The 19,157-nt window shown below is 56.1% G+C and carries 9 protein-coding genes; all 9 read left to right on the forward strand.

The genetic code is table 11. The annotated features are described in order from the left end of the window. The first annotated feature begins 45 nt into the window (after window positions 1-45). The 9 genes from ACMGFE_RS15010 (at window position 46) to ACMGFE_RS15050 (ending at window position 19,142) form a co-directional block, all read left to right on the forward strand. Window positions 46-1,161, forward strand: a complete 1,116-nt coding sequence (locus ACMGFE_RS15010; protein ID WP_436926021.1) for a DUF8098 family protein — start codon at window positions 46-48, stop codon at window positions 1,159-1,161. Continuing rightward, complete coding sequence (locus ACMGFE_RS15015) at window positions 1,158-1,850, forward strand: DUF8169 family protein (RefSeq protein ID WP_436926022.1); 693 nt, start codon at window positions 1,158-1,160, stop codon at window positions 1,848-1,850. The genes ACMGFE_RS15010 and ACMGFE_RS15015 overlap by 4 nt, the downstream gene beginning before the upstream one ends. A gap of 578 nt (window positions 1,851-2,428) precedes the next feature. After that, window positions 2,429-4,864, forward strand: coding sequence for a homing endonuclease associated repeat-containing protein (locus ACMGFE_RS15020; protein WP_436926023.1), 2,436 nt, complete (start codon window positions 2,429-2,431; stop codon window positions 4,862-4,864). Window positions 4,865-4,991: 127 nt separating this feature from the next. Beyond that, entirely contained in the window at window positions 4,992-9,650 is a 4,659-nt protein-coding gene (locus ACMGFE_RS15025; protein ID WP_436926024.1) for a DUF1998 domain-containing protein, read from the forward strand. Continuing rightward, window positions 9,647-10,576: a hypothetical protein gene (locus tag ACMGFE_RS15030; protein WP_436926025.1), complete on the forward strand. Its 930-nt coding sequence runs from the start codon at window positions 9,647-9,649 to the stop codon at window positions 10,574-10,576. Before ACMGFE_RS15025 ends, ACMGFE_RS15030 begins: the two co-directional genes overlap by 4 nt. Next, entirely contained in the window at window positions 10,573-11,409 is an 837-nt protein-coding gene (locus tag ACMGFE_RS15035; protein ID WP_436926026.1) for a hypothetical protein, read from the forward strand. The genes ACMGFE_RS15030 and ACMGFE_RS15035 overlap by 4 nt, the downstream gene beginning before the upstream one ends. Before the next feature lies 1 nt (window position 11,410). Then, a complete protein-coding gene (locus ACMGFE_RS15040) occupies window positions 11,411-14,305 on the forward strand; it encodes an ATP-binding protein (protein WP_436926027.1) in 2,895 nt (964 codons plus the stop codon). After that, window positions 14,295-14,975, forward strand: a complete 681-nt coding sequence (locus ACMGFE_RS15045; protein ID WP_436926028.1) for a hypothetical protein — start codon at window positions 14,295-14,297, stop codon at window positions 14,973-14,975. Before ACMGFE_RS15040 ends, ACMGFE_RS15045 begins: the two co-directional genes overlap by 11 nt. Window positions 14,976-15,059: 84 nt before the next feature. After that, on the forward strand, window positions 15,060-19,142 hold the full coding sequence (locus tag ACMGFE_RS15050) for a DEAD/DEAH box helicase (RefSeq protein WP_436926029.1): 4,083 nt from the start codon (window positions 15,060-15,062) through the stop codon (window positions 19,140-19,142). Window positions 19,143-19,157 lie beyond the last annotated feature (15 nt).

Consider the following 19,157-nt stretch of genomic DNA (forward strand, 5'->3'; position numbering starts at 1 on the left):
GTCGAGCGGTCCTTCTAGACCTAACACGCACCGAGGCTCGAATAGATGGGACACCTCTCGCCCCCTGAACGCGCGCTCGTCGACGAGCTGCTGGACTGCATCGCCGAGGCGATGCGTCGGCAGGACGACGTCGATCCCTCGTACGCGAGCAAGACCAAGCTACAGAAGCTCTGCTACCTGGCCATCGACGAGTTCGATCTCTCGGTCACCTACAGCTGGTACCTGGCCGGGGCGGTCATGCCTGGCGACGGCGCGACACCGGCTGGACTGCAGTCCTCGTTCGACGACCTTGAAGGACCGGCGGAACCGACCCTGCAAGCGGACGAATCGGCAGCGCCCAGCGACACGGACTCGGCGACGGACGCCACTGACGGCGTTAGTGCTCCTCTCGACTCCGCAGCTTCCCCTGCGGACGACGAAACTATCGATCCAATCCTGTTCTCCCCCCAGAGCGCCGGAGAGACCGACCCGTCGCCGGATGGACTCGTCGACCGGCGCGCGGACGTTGTCGATTTTTACGTGGCGACGCTCCCGGACGTGTGGCACCAGAGTACGATGCGATTCCTTCAGAACTTCTATCTCGAACACGCGCCCGCGGCCTATCGCGACCTCTACGTCCAGAGTACGCACCTCCGGACGCGGTTGCGCGACGTCGAAACGGTCGTTGAAGCCATTACCGAGGGCGATCAACCCACGCAGTCTCTCGACGCACTCGTCAACGACGTCGGGCTCGACATCTCGGATCTTCACTGTTCCATCCAGTCCTCGGAGGAACTCCAGGCGACGTTCGACGGCTTCGTCCGTGGAACCGACCTTATCGAGGACGGATTGTTGATGCTGGCCAACCGCTCCCCGGACGACCTGGAACCCGGGCACGTGGCCACCGTGCAGTCGATGCAGGACTTCTTCTTCTACTACGTCTGGCGATACCCATGTCTCTACATCTCCCGAGAGACCGCTACAGGGCCCTCGGCGGAGTCGCTGCGGGCGGAGCGAACAGACCGGCTCGCAGACTTCGAGGACGAATTGCAACGCGAAGCCGACCGGTTCGAACGAGAACTCGCACAGGCCGGACTGCAACCCGACTACACCGATTACAGCCCGCCGGACGACGACGTGACGGAGACGATCACTTCGCTCGCAGACCACTACATCGAATGAGCACAGAACCCAGCCCCTCGGCAACACGCGAGGTGTTCGCCGACACGTGTATCTTGCTCTCTTTCGTCCAGCGCGAGTGGGAACATATCGACGAGACCGAACTGATCGAATCCGAGTCGGTGACGATCATCGTCAGTGAGTCCGTCATCGAGGAGCTAACGACGGTCTCCGAGCGACGCCGCGACATCTATGAGGACATGGTCGATTACCTCGTGGAACTGGACGCCGACATCGAGGAGTACGACCCGGATGACAGGCACATCTACTTTGCGCGGAACGACGCGAAACATGTCCGGAACCTGCAGATGGACCTCGCTGGACGCGGTGACCGGCGCGAGATTCTCCGGGATCTGCGGACCTTCGTCCGGGCGGCAGGGCGTCGCGTCGAGTATCTCGAATCACTGCTCGCCGACCAGACGGTGAATCCCATCCCGCCCCTCGAACTGCGATTCGCCATGGACGACGTCCTGAACCACGACGCAGATACCAAAATCGTCATGGACGCCGCCGCCTGGACTGCCGACGGTGGCTCCGGCGTCCTCGTCACACGGGACAGTGATCACATCATCCAGAACGAGGCCCGGATCAACGAGTTGCTCATCGAGGAGCAGGGCTCAGAGTGGACCCTCCAGATCCGGCTCCCGAAGCATGTGCTCGCTGAATCGACAGCAACGGGGCAATGCGACTGATCGGTTCGGCTGCTATTATCGATTTAAGTAAGATCACTTCCCTGGGACGAATGCCCTCTTGGCGAGGGCAAACCAGGTTGATCTCCAGATGACGAAAATCGTGCACGATCGCAGCGGTGAACGGCTTCAGGCCGACTCCTATAACAACAGCTCTGATGAAGAACAGGAGAAGCGAAAACAACTCGCACGCGGGGGAGTGTGACCTGAATACAGCCCCCTCCGAGATCGGGTACATATTCCAGAGAGAGAAATCCTGAACTAGTAGCGTATTGCATGAACTGCAAAATGTGCCGCAGATTGCTGCGCAACCACACGGGAGAATACAGAATATTCGAATAATGGCGAACGAGTTTTCAGAGAAACAAACCGGGGGACGGTTGTATTTCTAACCATTCCCGTCAAGCCTAAGTCGAACCTGAAGAATCATGGGCGTACACACTCGCATTCATCTAAAACCATCTAATCAAACCAATGCCACCTGGTATATCAATTTTTAACGATTCCTATCCACTAGAACAGTGAAACGGGAACACCGATAACTAATCACTCAAACGTGCTACACAAAAGCGATATTTAAAATGGAGCAGGAAAAGTCGGAAAACGTCTCTCAGGGTAGCAAGTCTAGTCCTGAGGAAATGCGTTCGAAAGCACAAGGGACTATCCCAAAGGCGGCGTTTACGAACGGGGAGGCAGGACTATTCTCGAAGAAACATCTCTCAGGCAGGTCGATCTATGAGCGTCTCCAAAAGGATGAGGTTGCGCACTTTCTCCTTGTCAACAAGTCCGACGGCATCATCATCTACACTGCAGATGGAACGGCCAGCGAGTCGATGACCGCCGGTTCCAACTATCGGTCGATTATGGCCGTAACCGATCGCCGGATCGTATTTGCATTCGGGGGAGATGAAGACACAATACTCGATATTACGGCAGAAGATGTAACTGGGGCGGAATTCCAAAGTAGTCTGTTAAAGAAATACGTTACCGTTAGCACGGAGCCAAAACGGTATAAATTTGCAGTTAGCATAGAAGAGTCGTCAGACCCAGAAGATACTGTCGAGTACATTCAAGATAAGCTCGTTCCCAAGACATCGGTCAGCGAAGAAAGCGTCGAATCAGACAGTTCATTCACGACAGAAGTCGAGAGCCAAGCGCTAGGGTCGTGGTTCTTGGCCCATACCACACTTCCATCCCAGGACACGCGAAACGTACTCGAGGAAGTAACCGAAAGGCTCGAAACAGTCGACCCGAGCACTGATCCCCTCCAAGATGCCATTGAGGAGTATAAATACGCCAAGCAAACGCTTGAGCGTAACGCCAATGAAGCCGGCGTTTCGACTGAGGCGGTCACGGAAGAACTCAACAATATCGAGCACCGTCTAGAAACGCTAAGCCGGATCCATGCAGTCAAGGTCGAAGTCAGCCGGAAGCTAGTACTCATGGAAAACGGGATGCAGGTGCCGGAGCCCAAGCTCCAGGATCTGCAGTCATCGATTGATGCGTCGATTTCCGATGCCGAATCGTTTGACCGTTCGACCACTGAACTGGAAAAGTATCGTGAGCAGGTTACACACCATCTTGACAAAGCCACTTCTAGGAAAACGGCCGAAGCTGGGCCGGGCTCAGTGGACGAGTCTGGTACCGCCCCAAAGTCTGCCAACGATGAGGGCTCTACCCAAAATTCCCAAGGAGATTCCAGTGCCGACTCAGGTTCTACAAGTAGCCGAACGACCACGGACCATGAAGAGGGAACCCAAGTAGAGGCTAAGGCCACGCGGGAGGCTGTAATCGATGCGATTGAACAAGTTTCTGAGCAACTCGAAAAGCGCCCTACGACCTTGGAATTCGAGACGCATTCGTCCTTGAACTCCTCTGACGCGTACAGGCATTTCGAATCGTGGGGAGATGCGCTTGACGCAGCATCGCTCGACACGGTATCTCGAGAAGAGCTTCTCGATGAGCTTCATCGAGTATCAACCGAACTCGGCTTCCTCCCACTCTCGAGCCATGTCGATGAGCATAGCCAATTTTCCGCTTACGACTACCGACAAGTGTTCGGCAGTGTCACCGAAGCACTGGAAGAAGCGGGGCCCAGTATCCAGGATCGAGTGAGGGCCACTCTTCGGAAGGTAGTCACAGAGACAGACGGTGATCCGAAAATGGCCGAGTTCGAGGCGGCATCGGATTACTCGGCAGGAGTAATTTACAAGTTCTTCGATAGCTGGGATGACGCAGTCTCGGCGGTTTCACCGACGGAAACATCTTCCACAAGAGAAGAACAGAAGTTGTCGAAGGGAACAGCAACGGTAGCACAAAACGAGCTGAGTGAATGGTACGAACTCGTCCGGTACCTGAACAACCTGTGTACTGCCATCCTAGATGTCCGCCAGAACCAGCTCAACGGCGAGGATATGGATGACCCGATGGTGCAATGGGCTGCCAAGGTGGCAGAATTCTGGCAAGGAGAAGCTGTGCAGAACGAGGGGTACGGAACGCAACAGGCCGAGCGAAACTCCTTCTCGATGCAGGAGTATCGGGAGATGTTTGGGGATGGGAACTGGGTCACTAGGTTCGAGTGTGTTCAAACGAGGCAGCCAAATCCGACGATGCGAGCACTCTATGGTACCCTACTGGACGACGGTCCAAGCGAAATCTATCTGCCGGTCGATACTCAGACCGGAGACATCTTTCCGGTTATCGTCGACACTGAGGAGGAACTCGATCGAGCGGTCAAAATGCTAGACCGACTTCCGACGAAACCTGCTAGTGCCGAGACCGACACCAGCGAAGAACCTAGGGATGAGAGGGTTGATGAAGACAGTCCGGACACGACTCCCAGTTCAGGAGATCTGGAAGACGTGAACGGTATTACAGATGAGATTGCGCAGTCACTTTGCGGATCCGGTTATGATACGCATGCCGCCCTGAAGATGGCATCACTAGAGGATGTCGCCGATGTCGATGGGGTTAGCGAACAAGTCGCGATGCGGATCAAGCTCGATGTCGGCGGGTAATCGAGGACGGGGGCAATATGACCGAAAATATGCGTACTAAAATGGAAATCCGATAATGCACTCACCACAGCGTACACTACATTCCGCAATTGACCGTGCGTCAGAAATCACCTGGTGGAACCGCCAGATGACTCGTCTCGACGAGGTCGTCAGCGACGAGGAAGCGACATCGTTCGTCCGGAACGAAATTGTCGAGCAAAAGGGCCCCTACATCGAATTCGTCGACGCTCCGAAGTTTCACGACCAATCGGCGGCTGAGTTCCTCGGCAATCTTGACTACAGTACCGAGCTCATCAACGCGATCGTTGGTGAACTGTTCGACGGCGACTCGAACGGGTCGCTCTACAAACATCAGGCAGAGACGATGAAGTCGATCGCAACGGATCCGAACGACAACGTTCTGGCGGTACCTACTGCGACGGGGAAGACGGAGTCCTTTTTCTTCCCGATCCTTGACCACTGCCTCTCCACTGATGAACAGGGGTTGAAGTCACTCATCGTCTATCCGATGAAGACACTCGGTGTCGACCAGCTCAACCGATTCATCTCTTATCTCGATCGGATCAACCGTCATCGGGACCCCGAAGATAGAATCACCATTGGGATCTGGGATTCCGATACACCAACCCGGATCGGGACCCGGGACCACGAGATCGAGGAGGGCTCGTACATTCGGGGCCTCGAGTGTCCACGGGAAGAAGGTGAGAAGCTCCGAATCCTCGGGGACATGACGGTCGGCACTGAAGACAACCAGTACTCCTGGATCCGCGTGACACGGGACGCGATCAGAAACGGCGCAGATATCCTTCTCACGAATCCCGAGGCGCTCGACCACATGTTCGTGAGCAACAACACGGAAACGCGTGAGATGCTCGGGGAAGACCCAGGCCAGCATCCAGTGGAACATGTCGTCTTCGACGAAGCACACGTCTGGAGCGGCATTTCTGGTGCTTCGGTTCGGCTGCTTTCGGAGCGACTCAAATCGTTCTATGCAGAGAGGGATCCCCAGGTCACGATGGTGTCCGCAACCGTGGATAACCCCAAAGAGCTCGCCCACAAACTTACTGGAACACCCGAAACGGAGATAAACTCGATTGCCTTCACCCCACGGAAATTCCCTGTCGAGTCATCCCCCTCCTTCGACCGGTTTGCACCTTGTGACCTCGGTGAGATCGCTGCCGTTCTCGCCCTTGCCGATTCCAACGACTTCACCCTCGAGGACCTTGCCGAAGCAGGTCTAGTCAACGCCTATGAGACGGCTTCTGAAGTAGGTCTTGTCTCAACCACTGCTAACGGCGCTGTGACCTTTCGGGATGGGTTCGATTGGATTCGGAGACCCATAACGACTGAAGTTAGCACGCTCCTCGCGGACAACACGTTCGACTCCGTTGGAGGGGTTGCCGCTACCGAAGAAGGGCAGAATCGTCTTGCCGACGCGCTACTTGACACCGGAGGGCTTGATACGAAATGGTTTGATTTCGTGGCCTCTGCGGTTCCCGAGGCCGCGGCGTTCGCCAGCTGGTTCGACGACGGAACGACCGGCGACGTCGGATTCATGCACTACGACGATCTCCTTGCAGAACTCGCCGGCAAGGATGTCGACGATACTGCCGGGGTCCTCGATACAGTGATGGCGTTTGGCCGCCTTGCCGGGATGGTTACAGAGAAGTTCCATGTTTTCCTGAAACCACCCACTCACGCCTACTTCTGTGAGTCCTGCAACGACGTAACACGGGACAAACACTGCCAGACGTGTAACACCCGGAATGCAGAGATCGAATTCTGCAAGCGGTGTCACTATCCGTTTGTTGAATACGACACAGACGACGAAGAGGAGAGATTCCGACCGTTTGACCAGGCCGCCCCCGTCGACGACTGTCCCGGATGTGGTCAGTGGCCTCGGCTCACGGACATCGGTGTCCCGACGACGAGCCTACTGTCGTACATGTTGACGGAGATCTGCCGAACGAGTCCTTCAAAGAAGACACTCGTTTTCTCGGACTCACATAGCTCCGCCGAGTCCGTCGGCGATAGTATCATCGGCACCGAGTACGGCTTGATGGCGGAGACGCTCTACGTGCAGTATCTGATCGAGAACGGAGGCAGCGCCGACAACTACGAGGCGTTCCGTGCAGTCGCGGATGAGCTCCGTGACGCGTACTGGGAGCCGCTCATTCAGAACGAGATCGACGAAGACGGAACGGCGTACAACTTCCTCCGGACGCTTCTTGACGACATCGAGGGGCACGCCATGCTCCATAACGCCGAGAATCTCCTGGATAGCGCACTCGTCACCGCCGAGGGGGTCACACAGTTCGACGACCCGGTCAAGCGCATCGTCGCACACGAAACCTACAAGCTATTCGTGAAGAATCCCGGCGTGAGCTTCTCGAAGAACACTATTGATCTCGAGGGACTCTCATTGCCGAAGATTGCCGACCGGATTTCATCGCGGTCTGGATATGACCACGAAACCGTCCGGAGCGTACTTCCTGACGTCCTGAGTACGTTGGTCGACAGGGCTATTGTCGTCGAACAATCCTGGGAGGAGCTACGACAGGAAATCGCGAACGCGAACGTTTGTGAGGAACGCAAAGAGGAAACCGTCGCGTACATCGAGCAGGTTCGCGACGAATTCAACGCCGCCGGGATCCAGGAGGAGGAGTCAGAAACAGGCATTCTCACCCGCGTCACGCGACGTGATCAATCGACGCTAACGCTCTTGGAGCGCGCGTCATTCTGCACCGGGTGCTACCGGTCATACCCGATCGGGGACGACTCACTTTCCACGTGTCCGGACTGCGGGACGCCAATCGAGTCGTACCAGCGGTTCACTCGTGGGGAGGACGACACGCTTATCGCCGATCCCGGGTATGCTGACGTCGACTCTGGCTGGCCATACGCCGTCGACCACTGGGCCCACGACATCACGACGCCAATCCGGGACGGGGCCGAACCTGACTTCATCAGTGTCGGAATTCACAAGGGAAACATCCCCCACACGCTTCGTGGGGCGATCGAAGAGGGGTTCCGAAAGGACGACCCGGATGTCAACATCGTTAGCGCGACACCGACGATGGAACTGGGTGTCGACATCGGAAGCCTGGATACCGTCGCACAGGTTGGGATTCCGCCCACGCTCACGAACTACGTCCAGCGCAGCGGTCGCACTGGTCGGACACGTGGGAGTTCCTCGCTCGTCGCGACCGCCGTTCGAGGCGAGCACCCAGTCGACGGGCACTACTACGGGAACCTGGAGATGTTCTTCGACGGCTTCGAACCCGTTCGAGTTCCCGATCCCTACGAGTTCGAGGAACTCCTCGCCGGCCATGTCGTGACTGAAACGTTCGCGTATCTCGCTCGTAATCCCCACCCCTCGAACGTCTTCGAGAAGAAATACCTCTTGAATGATACGAATGAGAATTTAGACGTGTTCGTCCACAGTGTCGAGGAGAGCCTCGACATCCTTCAGGAATTTCTCCTCGAAGAACGCCGCGAGGCGCTTGAGAAGCACTTGAAATCCATCTTCGGCCAACCAGGAATCGACGCGTTCGAGTCCGTATTCGTCGAGGATGGACCACTCTCGATGCCTCATCGGGTCGAAAAGACGTTCTCGCGAATCACGACGATGTCCGGGTCTGCCGAGACTAACAAGGCGTTCACCGAGTCGAACAACCGCCTCGATCAGTGGCTGGGCCGTCTTGGTTACCTTGCGAACTACCGCAGCTTCGGTCAACAGTTTCCCGTAAAATTCTCGGGGCGCTCCGAGGGGATCGAGTTTGAGGGGTCCGGCCGCCTCTACGATATGTTCCCCGGCCAAGAGAATGACCTCGGGTCTCTCATCACCCTCCATGGCACGGATTACATCGTTGACGACGTCCGAGGGAGCTCGACCCCACTCACGACCGTCATGGTGTGTACGAACGAGGAGTGTGACCGTCCGTTCGAGAGCTACGAACTCGATACGGAGGTGTGCCCGTACTGCGACACTCCTCTCGAAGAGACGAATATTCATGGTGTGAGTTCGGTCGAGTGCAAGCCAGCCCGTGGCGGACAGAAGCGCTATAATACCCGTGGGCTGATGACCACCGCCATCTCTGACAGCGATGGGTCTCCGCAGAATACGGCGTCGATGACCGTGTTCGGGTTAGACTGCGAGGCGACCTATAGGGAACTCGACGTGACAGACTTCGTGTACGCCTTCGAGCGTCGTCACTCTGCGAGCCCCGACAAGGAGATTCTCCGGTCAGAAGCACTCATCGAGCAAGAAACGTCTTCCTCGTCGGGCGCCAGCGGGAAATCGTGGCAGGAACGACTCGAGGAGAGTGAAACCGAAGAGTACGCGCCTGTCGGCCAGCAGTACCACACTCAGGGGCTGACCCTTGAATTCGACCTGGACGACGTCGCCGCACGAATCGATGGCGTTTGCGAGGAGGGGACGTGGCCCAAGGCGCTCGTCAGCCTGAAACAGGCCCTCGAGAAGGCGATCGCCGTCGTTGGACAGTGTGAACGTTCGGATTTCCGAATCGAGGCGGACAAGAGTGAATCGACAATTACTGTTCGAGTTGTCGACAGCCGCCAAGGCGGTAATGGAATCGCGTGGCAGGTCTGGAACGCACTCGATGATGTCCAGACGCAGGTTGGGGAGGTTGCCAACTGCGATCGCTGTGAGGACTACTGTGACGAGTGCCTGCTCCTCTCTCGGACGCCTGCGTACTACCTCGAGAATGATCTACTCAACAACCAGGTTCTCAGTGCACTGGTTGAAGGTCCGTCGAACACATGACGGAGCCATCGACATTCAAGCGGCTCAGGAATGCAGATATTGCGACCATACACGACGACACCGGGGAGATATACTGGTGGATGCTCAGGTCGCTTCCCGCGATTAACTACCTGGGGTTCCAGACGTTCACCTACCCAACGTCATGGCGCTCGCTCAACACTGGCGGCGAGTTCCCGTCGTACACTGACCAGTACGACTATCTCGACTATGACTACAAGGTTCTCGGCCAACTCGAAGAGAACGTCTTCCGTGATGATCTGGTCGTCGTGACGAGCGATTACTACGAAGGGGAAACCCAGTACTCAATCGACCACCTCATTAGCCGGTATGCAGCCCGGCCTGAGACCCTCATCGTGGTGACAGACTCGAGCCGGTTCACGCCACGAGGCGGGCAGCGTCCACTCTACCAAGAACAGTTCGTCGAGAATGTCGGCTCCTACGACCGACTCTACACCGCCTTGGAAAGCGCCTACGAAAGCGCCGGCTGGGACCTTCCGCTTCTAGACACGAAGAACCTCTTTCTACACGACAACGCGAACCTCTACGAATTCGTCACCGGTGAGGAACTCGGAGACACCGAATCCCTGTTCGATGTGCTCCCCGACGCGCCATTTCTGCCGCTCTATGACGTGTTCGGGGAGATTTTTGCGCGACCGGACGAGTACGGTTCCGTTCCACTTGACGGGGAAGACGTAACTGGCCTTGAGAGATGGCTGCGCCGACGCGTCGAATGGGACCGTGACACCGCGTCCAAAATCGCCCGAAGTCTCAACCGGGCAGTGAGTGGTGAAGGACAAACCTTCGATCCCTCCCACGCGGCCCGTACGCCAGTGGTGAAGGAGGCCGCTGACAAAGCAACCGAGATCGACGCCGAAAAGTCATCAATTAATAAGCGATACTATGCCTGGTTACAGCACAACAGATGAGTAGTGAAGGATACCTCCTCAACGCAATCCAGACGCCAGGGCCACTCCTCCCTGTCTACCGGTCAATCAGCCAGGGAAGTGAGACGAAATCCCATATCGAGAGTGACACACGGATCGAGTCTGGGCTTGATTACATCCTGGACGGACTCCAGCTCCTCCGCATGATTGGAAAGGAGGAAGAAGCATACTACGCCCGCGATTACAAGTGGGACGTCGGTGACGAGCGCTGGAACTTCCGTCTAACGGCCCTGCACAACCTCGCTCAAGAGTGCGAGAAAGGAAACTGGGGGAAACAGGCTGCTGTCCTGCTCAACTACAAGTACCTACTCGATACAGACATCCAATATTTTGAGAACAACGAGGAGTCGATCTATTCTGACATCGACGACTGGTACAAGGAGATAAACTATCAGCCACAATCCCAACAGGGATTACTTACGCACAACGACAACAAGTTCGCGAACTGGACACGGCTCGTCCACTTCCTCGGCCTCGTCCACAAAGTGAGTGGCAGAGAGCACACAGTCTACCCCGATCCGACGTTGATCCGCCACTCGATCGAACTCGCCGCTGAAGACAGGGCCATCGATATCGACGGGACACCTGGACTCTCGATCGAACAGTACCTTCGTTGGCTTCGTGAGAACCTGCTCTATGTCGAGACGACGGCAGACGGGGCGATTCCCGAAGGCATCGCGCGGGTCCTGTTCGAGCTTGTCCGAGACGACGAAATTCGGGTCGTCGAGTACGGCGACGCCGGCGCCGTTTCCCTCGGCGGTGTCCCCCCGTACGACGGTATCGATAACGAAGCAAACGCAATGAAATTGAGATGACATGAGTGCGATACAGGAAGATACGGAACTCCAGTGCCCGCACTTCGAGGAGGTCGACGAAAAGACGCTTCGTCAACTGTTCTCGAAAGTCGCCGCAGTGCGGTCGGAAAACAAGGACCTGTTCGAGTTCACCCACCGCCCGATCGAGGTATTCCGGTCGCCACAGGGGACCCAGTTGGAAGAGGAGATCGTCGGGGAGGAAGAAGTATACCGCGAGTTCAGCGATCAACGAGTCGGCAACTTCTCGGTCGTTATTGAGGGGGAGGTCGGGACTGGGAAGTCAGAATTGTGTGCCTATCTCGCCCATCGGCTTGATGAAGACGGTCGGCCCATCCTCCATGTTGACAAAGACGACGACCTGATGACGCTTCTTTCGGAACGAATTCCGGAGTTCTACGAGAAGCACTTCGACGAAGAGCTACCTGGCGCGTCGAACTTTCAGCAACTCCGGGACGACCTCGAGAAAAACGGGAGCGTCGTCGCCAACAACGCGACATCCGGTGCGATCCTCAATCTGAGTGCCCGCGGCTACGAGGTCAATGCACAGGACAATGAGGAAAAAATCCGGGAATTTGTCCAGGACCAGCTTTCGCTCCTCGTAGAAAAAGGCGAATACGCGAAAGAAATCAAGTTCGTCACCGAGCAGGCATATCGCCGGAACACTTTCCTGCAGGTCATCGAGGACAACATCGACGTCGAGGACGCCGTCGAGGCGTTCAACGAGGAGCTCTGGCGTGAGATCAGGGACCGCTATCAAACCGCGTCCCTCGATGACGTCCTTGAGCGCGTCGGCGAGAAGTTCACGGACACGCGGCCGGTGATCATCTTCGAGGACTTCGCTATCACGGCAATGGAGGGACAGCGGCTCCGTAACTACATGGAGCGTGACAAGTCCAGCGACAACTGGGACTTCGTCGTCGCAGGTACCCGTGACTCGACCGAAGTTCTCCACACGCAGACTGCCGAGGACCGCTTCGAGTTCTATCGAACGAACCGACAGAACTCGAACAGCGTGCTCTTCCTCGACGAAAACTCCGCGGTCGACTTCATCCGTCCGTATCTGGGCTACTTCAAGTCGTTCGATGGGAGCGTCGAGTACGATCGCAGCGGTGACGGGCTTGAACTCTCCTTGAACCCCGCGCCGTCGGGCACGATCTGTGCTGAGTGCGGATTCTGTGATGAGTCATTCCGCGATCTGTTCCCCTTCAACGAACCGTTCCTCGAGCGGGTCTACGCCGGGCTCCGGGAAGATGAACAATCCCCCCGTGAGTTCGTCATGGCCGTCTTCGACGTGCTCCGTGATTACTACGAGGGATACATCGACGCACCGTCTAGCGCCGACCGGCTATCGACGCTGACGAACCAGGTGGATCCGGCGACCCTGATCTACGAGGACGCAGAGTCACTCGCGAACCTTGCGCGGTGGTACGGCACTCCGACGGAGGATGGTATCGACATCGACGCCAGGTTCGTCGATGCCTTCGGGGTTGCTGAAGCCGCCGAGAAAACTGAGGAAGTCAGCCGATCAGATGGCTCTGTCACTGTCCCGACCGACATGAGTTCGCAGAAAAGGTCGGGAAAAGGAGTCGGGAAAGATGACGGGGAAGACGATGGTAAAGACGGCGGGGAAACACCGCCTAAACTCACCAAGGCCGAGCAGCTAGTCCAGGACTTCCAGCCGAACGTCCAGCCGTGGCAGAGCAATCCTGGAGATTTCACTGAGTTAACGCGATACATGCGTATCGGGCTAGATGATGCGATCAACCACCTGACCGACGACTTCGAGTTATTCGACGGGATGGGGCTCCGGTACAACCTGAGTAGCCAGAAGGATCCATTCGTCTTCACTAGTCTGCAGCAGTCACCGGACGAGGATCAAATCGTTATCGATCCAGAGGAGTTCCGGCTGTCCGACCTGAAGAACCTTCTTGAATACGGGATCTACCATGAGGAAGACAGGCAACGAGCGGATACCGAAGATCTCCTCCGGGGGCTCGGCACACAACTGACAGGATATGCAAGACAGTGGCAGCAGCAGATTATCGACCAGAACCTCCGGTCGGACCTGAAATTCTTCAAAAAGAATGCGGACCACGAGTTCGAGGATTTCGCCCTCGCAGGCTATGCATACGTGGTTCTTCTCAGCTCTCCGTTCGAAGAGGTCACCGCCGAGCGACTGAGCGAGCGGTTTAGCGAGTCTGGATCGTACTCACTTAATTCGAAGCTTCGGACAGCACTGAAGGAGGACCTGTCGAAGGACAGTCACGAAGATCTCGTCGAGTTCATGAACTATGCAGATCGGTTCGAGGAGATGGTGAGCGCCTTCTTCGGTGCCAATGCAAACACGCTTGACGTGGAACGTGTTCGTGAATGCCTCGACGAGCACCCCCCTTCTGCCGTCTTCGGCGGACTTGGTCGCGGACGCATTCAGCGGATCTCCCCCCGCGTACGCTTCAACACGAACAGTAAGATTCGGGATGTCGCCGACATCTCGTACGATCTCGACCGTGCATTCGAGGAACTGGAAGACGAGTACAAAAGAAGTACGGTCACTACCGTCTCCAACGAACTAGCCCCGGTTTCCATCTCGGACATTGAGAGCATTCTGGAAAACCTTCGAACGTACGACCACGTGGACACCGACATGATCGAATCACTTGGGAAGTTCGTGAGATTAAATCAAGAGAACATTGAGGACGCAGCGGATGCCGCTCGTCTCGCTACCGAGCTTGAGACTCGATCTGCTGACGAGCAACTGCAAGCGACACTGATCAGCATGAAACTCACCACAACGGACGTTGTCGACCGGTATACAGATATAACAATTGTCGGCGGATCTTCCGAGACCGACTTCGCGAACTACTTCCTCGACATCGGAGGTCATTATGTCGACTGAAGGAAAGTCCCTCGAAGCGAGATTACTGGACGTGCAGGAGCAGTACCGACGCCAGTACCTGGCTGACGAACTGGACGAACTTGCCGAGACGATGGAGGAAACCCTGCTCCAGCGTGAACTCGCCAGCGCGTTCTTCGACGAACGCGTCGAACTCGACACGTCGGTGCGACGGTCGGTTGACGAAGTCATGGATCTACTCGAGCAAAACGAGTACGAGGAGATCGAGGACCGACTCGACGCACTTGAGTCAGACATCGAGAGCGCAGAGACGACGGTGCAAAACCGGATTCAAGAACTCCGCCTGATGCATAATTCGACGGTCACGGCGATGCAACGGTTGAATGACCGTGTCGAACGCGTCGACGAGTTACGACTGCGAGCGCTCGGCGGCCTCCTCAATGACTGGCGATGGAAAGAACACGTCTATGCCGACGATGACGCGACGTATGAAGAACTGGCCCAGAACGCTCGGGGGTACGGCCAGGAGATGCGTGAAGCATTCGACGAGCTTCAGGAGGAACTGTTCGGCCACTACCCATCGGAGATTAGGTCACTGATCGAACGGATGATCGACGACGAGCGTCTCTCGTATGCTGATCTCGAACCCGAGCAACGGACATTGCTCGCGGAGTCAGACATCGGGGAGTTCATTGAACTAACACTCTCGTAGTTTCCGTCCTCGCCTCTGTGGAGATCAGTAGTAAGCTTGAATAACGAGCCGGTGGATCAAGTTGTAAGCCTTCCTCTCCCCCTCATGCAATTTGTAGATCGGCATACGAAACCCTCTCGCCTGAGCGACGACACTCAACCATTAATTAACGCTATTCTGCACAACCGCCGAATTTTCAGGGGGGGTCAAGACGATGCTCCCTTCGTCACGGAGGCACTCAAGTATCGGCGTGAACGCCAGAAGCGACGCCAGACGAGTCCCTACACTGGGTCTGATGAGTTTGTTCAGGAAATCATCGACCTGTTCGGGTTCGATCCGCTCGACTTTCAGGTCGAAAGCTGGCAGACCGTCGATGAACTCGACCGGAAGCGACGTGAGTCAAATCAGAACAAGGCTGCCGTTTTCTCTGCCCCAACCGGGTTCGGGAAGACAGAGGCGTTCCTGGGCCCACTCTACCAGTTGCTGCGCGAAGGACGACAGGAGTCGACGGCGATCGTCTATCCGAGCCGGGCCCTGCTACGGGACCAGCTCAAACGCGTCCTCAAGCATATTTATCAGATCAACGCAGACACCGAGGACACCCTCTCGGTTGGCGTCTACGTCGGCGGTTCGCCGTACAAAATAAAAGACGTGGAGGGTGACCGGACTTTCTTCACCAGCGGTAGTGGCCGCCCCCGGTTCAAACTCGCCAACTGCTGGTGCGGCGAGGAAGGCAATCCCAATGCGTTCGAGTACCATGGGACTTCCCAAAGCTATACGCTCCGTTGTGAGGCAAACCCGGACCACTCGTTTACTGACCGAGAGCTGGTCCTGTCCCGCCACGATATGGTGTTCAACAACCAACCGGATATCGTTCTCACGACGCTTGAGTCCCTGGAGGGATTCGCCCTCAAGCCCCATTACTCGCTGGTCGACAACTTCGAGACCATCGTTCTGGATGAGGTCCATATGAACACGCAGATTCGGGGGGCTCACGCCGCGAAGATTATCCAGAATATCAACGACATCACCGAACAACCGATCCTCTGGCTCGGATCGAGCGCTACCATCGACGATGCGGCCCGGTTCGGGAAACGCCTCTTTGGTGTTTCGAATGAGGACATCCGTACTGTCGAACCTGGAGCATCCGATTTCGACAACGATCACGACGATTACGAACACTACTACTTCATGCTCGCGGCGCCGGACGGGCCTGGCGCGTCGTCGATGTCGATACAACAGCATCTTCTCCTTGGACACAGCCTCCTCGAGCAGTCCTCCGGAGAGCGGGGGAAAATGCTGTCCTTTATTGACAGCATCTCGCAGATCAACCAGAAATATACCCAGCTTCTCGACGCGGACCACAACCGGGAGCTTTGGCGCTATCACCTCGGTGACGGCGACGACGGTACTGTCGAAGACTGGGCGGCGGTGGCCAAGGCAATGGATCACAGGTTCCTCGACGAGCACCTTTCGTTCTTACCGGTTTCCGCCGAACACGGACTTGATTCAGGTGACCTCGGGACTAGCGATGTGCTCCTGTCGACGTCATTCTTAGAAGTCGGGATAGACGTCGGCGAGATCAAAACGATCACCCAGTACAGGACCCCGTGGGACCTCTCCTCGTTCAAGCAGCGGGCCGGCCGTGCCGCACGGAAGGAAGGGATGGACGCCCACATTGCGGTGATGCTCTCGAGTCTTACCGGCGACTCAAACATGTTCTACCGAGCCGACCGGTTCCTCGACTCCAATATCCGCACACCTCTCAAGACAGACAACGATGTCATTGAGTGGATTCACTCCCGGTTCCGAGAATACTACGAAATCTCGTTTGAGATTTCGGACAAACCCAGTCTCCAGCTTCGTGATCCCGGCGAGCAGTTCCTCGACGAGTATCTCGGCGACCGACTCGGATTTGATGTGTACCGTGACCTCTTGCTCTCCCCGGACGAATTCTTCGATGAAGCGTTCGGAATCGAGGTTGCTTCACACCCCTTACTTTCGGAAACACTTGTAGACGAAGCACGCACGTCGCTCAGGTCGCACCTCGAAGAGCAACGCGAGACGTTCGAAGAGATTGAGTCGTTCTTCGAGCTTGATGACGGAAACGTAGTCCGAGGTGAGGAGACAATCAATACCTATATCCACAAGGTACAGGAGCAGGTCCTCGACCTGATCAATGCCTTCTTCGGACAGGTGTCTGGATATGAGAACGAACTCGAAGCACTCGGAGAGAATGGATACGCCGAGCAAGTAACCTCACTTGAAACAAGTTTGACCGACCTTCGAGAGGCGGCAGCCGAGATTCCCGAGGGAGATACCCAGACGAAAATCCATCATTTTGATTCCTTGCTTGCGAGTCTATTCAGCCTGACAGGCCCGCTAATGAGGTTCCGTACCCGAGTCGATCGCGCAGCGGATCGATCGATTCCACAAGTACGTACGGATCGGCTCAACGACGTACAGGGCGCGGTTGTCCAGCTCTACAACCTGAGCGACGACGAGCGGATCAAGGGTTACTACCGTACACAGAAACGCATCCACTACCTCATCGAGGTACTTGACGAAATAGAGCAATATGTCGGGTTTAATAATCCTCACCTGAGCCTCTACGCGGTAAAGCATCTCCTCCGCGGCGCATATTATTTCGACCAATACCTTGGTGTGGAGGACCGCAGTCTGGGTGAGGTTTGGTACATTCCCCAGAACTACTTCGGTGGCTCCGGACGCTTCTTTAGTGTCTTCAATCCCGATAGTGGTGACAGCACCGACGAATCGATCGACTCGATCGTCAGTACGTACACGCCGTATCGTTCGGAGTATCAGTCGAAAACCAACCAAATGTATGCGTTCCTGCCGCGTACTCGCGTTACGGAAGACGGCGTCGAGCTGGACTACTCCCAGCACGTTAGCGGGGAGATCAAAGACGGCATCCTCGTCCCTGATTCGATAGAACTGTCCGCGATGGCCGACCTGAGCGAGGATTCTGCGATGAACATCGTCAGATACTGCCCAGTCTGCTACCAGGTAATCACCGGTATCGATAGTTGTCTCCGACATAACAAGAGCGAGCTCGGGAAGATCCATTCGAGCCCACAGGTGAGTACGAATGTCGAACTCCGTTCGGAAACCGAGCACAACGGGTCGATAACGCTCGCAGACATCTCCTCAAAGGTGACACTGGACGGAGTCACGTTGAGTATCCGCCCTGCCCAGTCCTGGGGGACGGAGGTGAGTTTCGATCAGCGAGACCCCTTCGAGGTAGAACTCGATAGCCCGGACGAGAAACTCGGGTTCCAGATAGACACACGTGGCTTAGTGTTTGATCTCGATTCGTTCCTGAAAAGAATCGATAATGAGGAGATTCGTTCGCTTGTGGAACGATATCACGAGTTCGAGGAAGTGGATTATGAGTACGTTGCTTACCACACGGCTGCACACTTTTTCCTCCAAGTAGTCTCGGACGTGAGCGCTGTGAACACGTCGATGCTGTTCTACGGCTTCGACCGCGATGCAGGTGAGGTCTACGTCTTCGAACGTACCGAAGGTGGTCAGGGAGTTGTCGATCTAGTCTTCGAGGACCTTTCGAATGATCCTGGGACGGTACTCGAAGCAGTTAATCGGGTTGGCTACAACTCACAAGTCATCAACGAACGCCTGTGGGCAAGTGAGTCGTTTGTCAACGAACTCTGTAAATCGTCCGCTGAACCGGACGTGAAAGCGGCTGTCACAGCGGCGCTCGACACTCCATTCCAGTCTGTCGTTAACCGTGTTGTGCAAGAAGTCCTGTCCAGTATCGATAAAGCTGAACAGTTTGCAACCGACGAGGGGATCGATGTCACAAACGCATATCGGATCAAACAAACAATCGCCCAGAAGCAGATTGCCGGAGTTGCCGAGTTCCCCGAGACCGCCGTCAGTCAACTAGACGTCGACCTCTCCGATATCGACCGAGCGAAAACAGTGTTTTTCTCGCCAGACATCGACGGTTGCGTGGAGAACCTCCAACTCGGGGAATGTATCGCTGCGACAGACCAGAGTGACTCCCTCAGTTACGTCCTACTGGAGGCCCTTCGCGAAGAGATTATGGAGACTGTTCCCAGGGAACAGTCAAGTACCGAGCTGTTCGACCGGGAACTCCCTCCGGCAGGTGAATTCAATGACAAGAGCATTTTCCTTACCTTCTAGGAGCCTCTCGTACTT

Origin of the sequence: Halosimplex amylolyticum (genome assembly GCF_051414035.1) — an archaeon.
GTDB classification, from domain to species: Archaea; Halobacteriota; Halobacteria; order Halobacteriales; family Haloarculaceae; genus Halosimplex; species Halosimplex amylolyticum.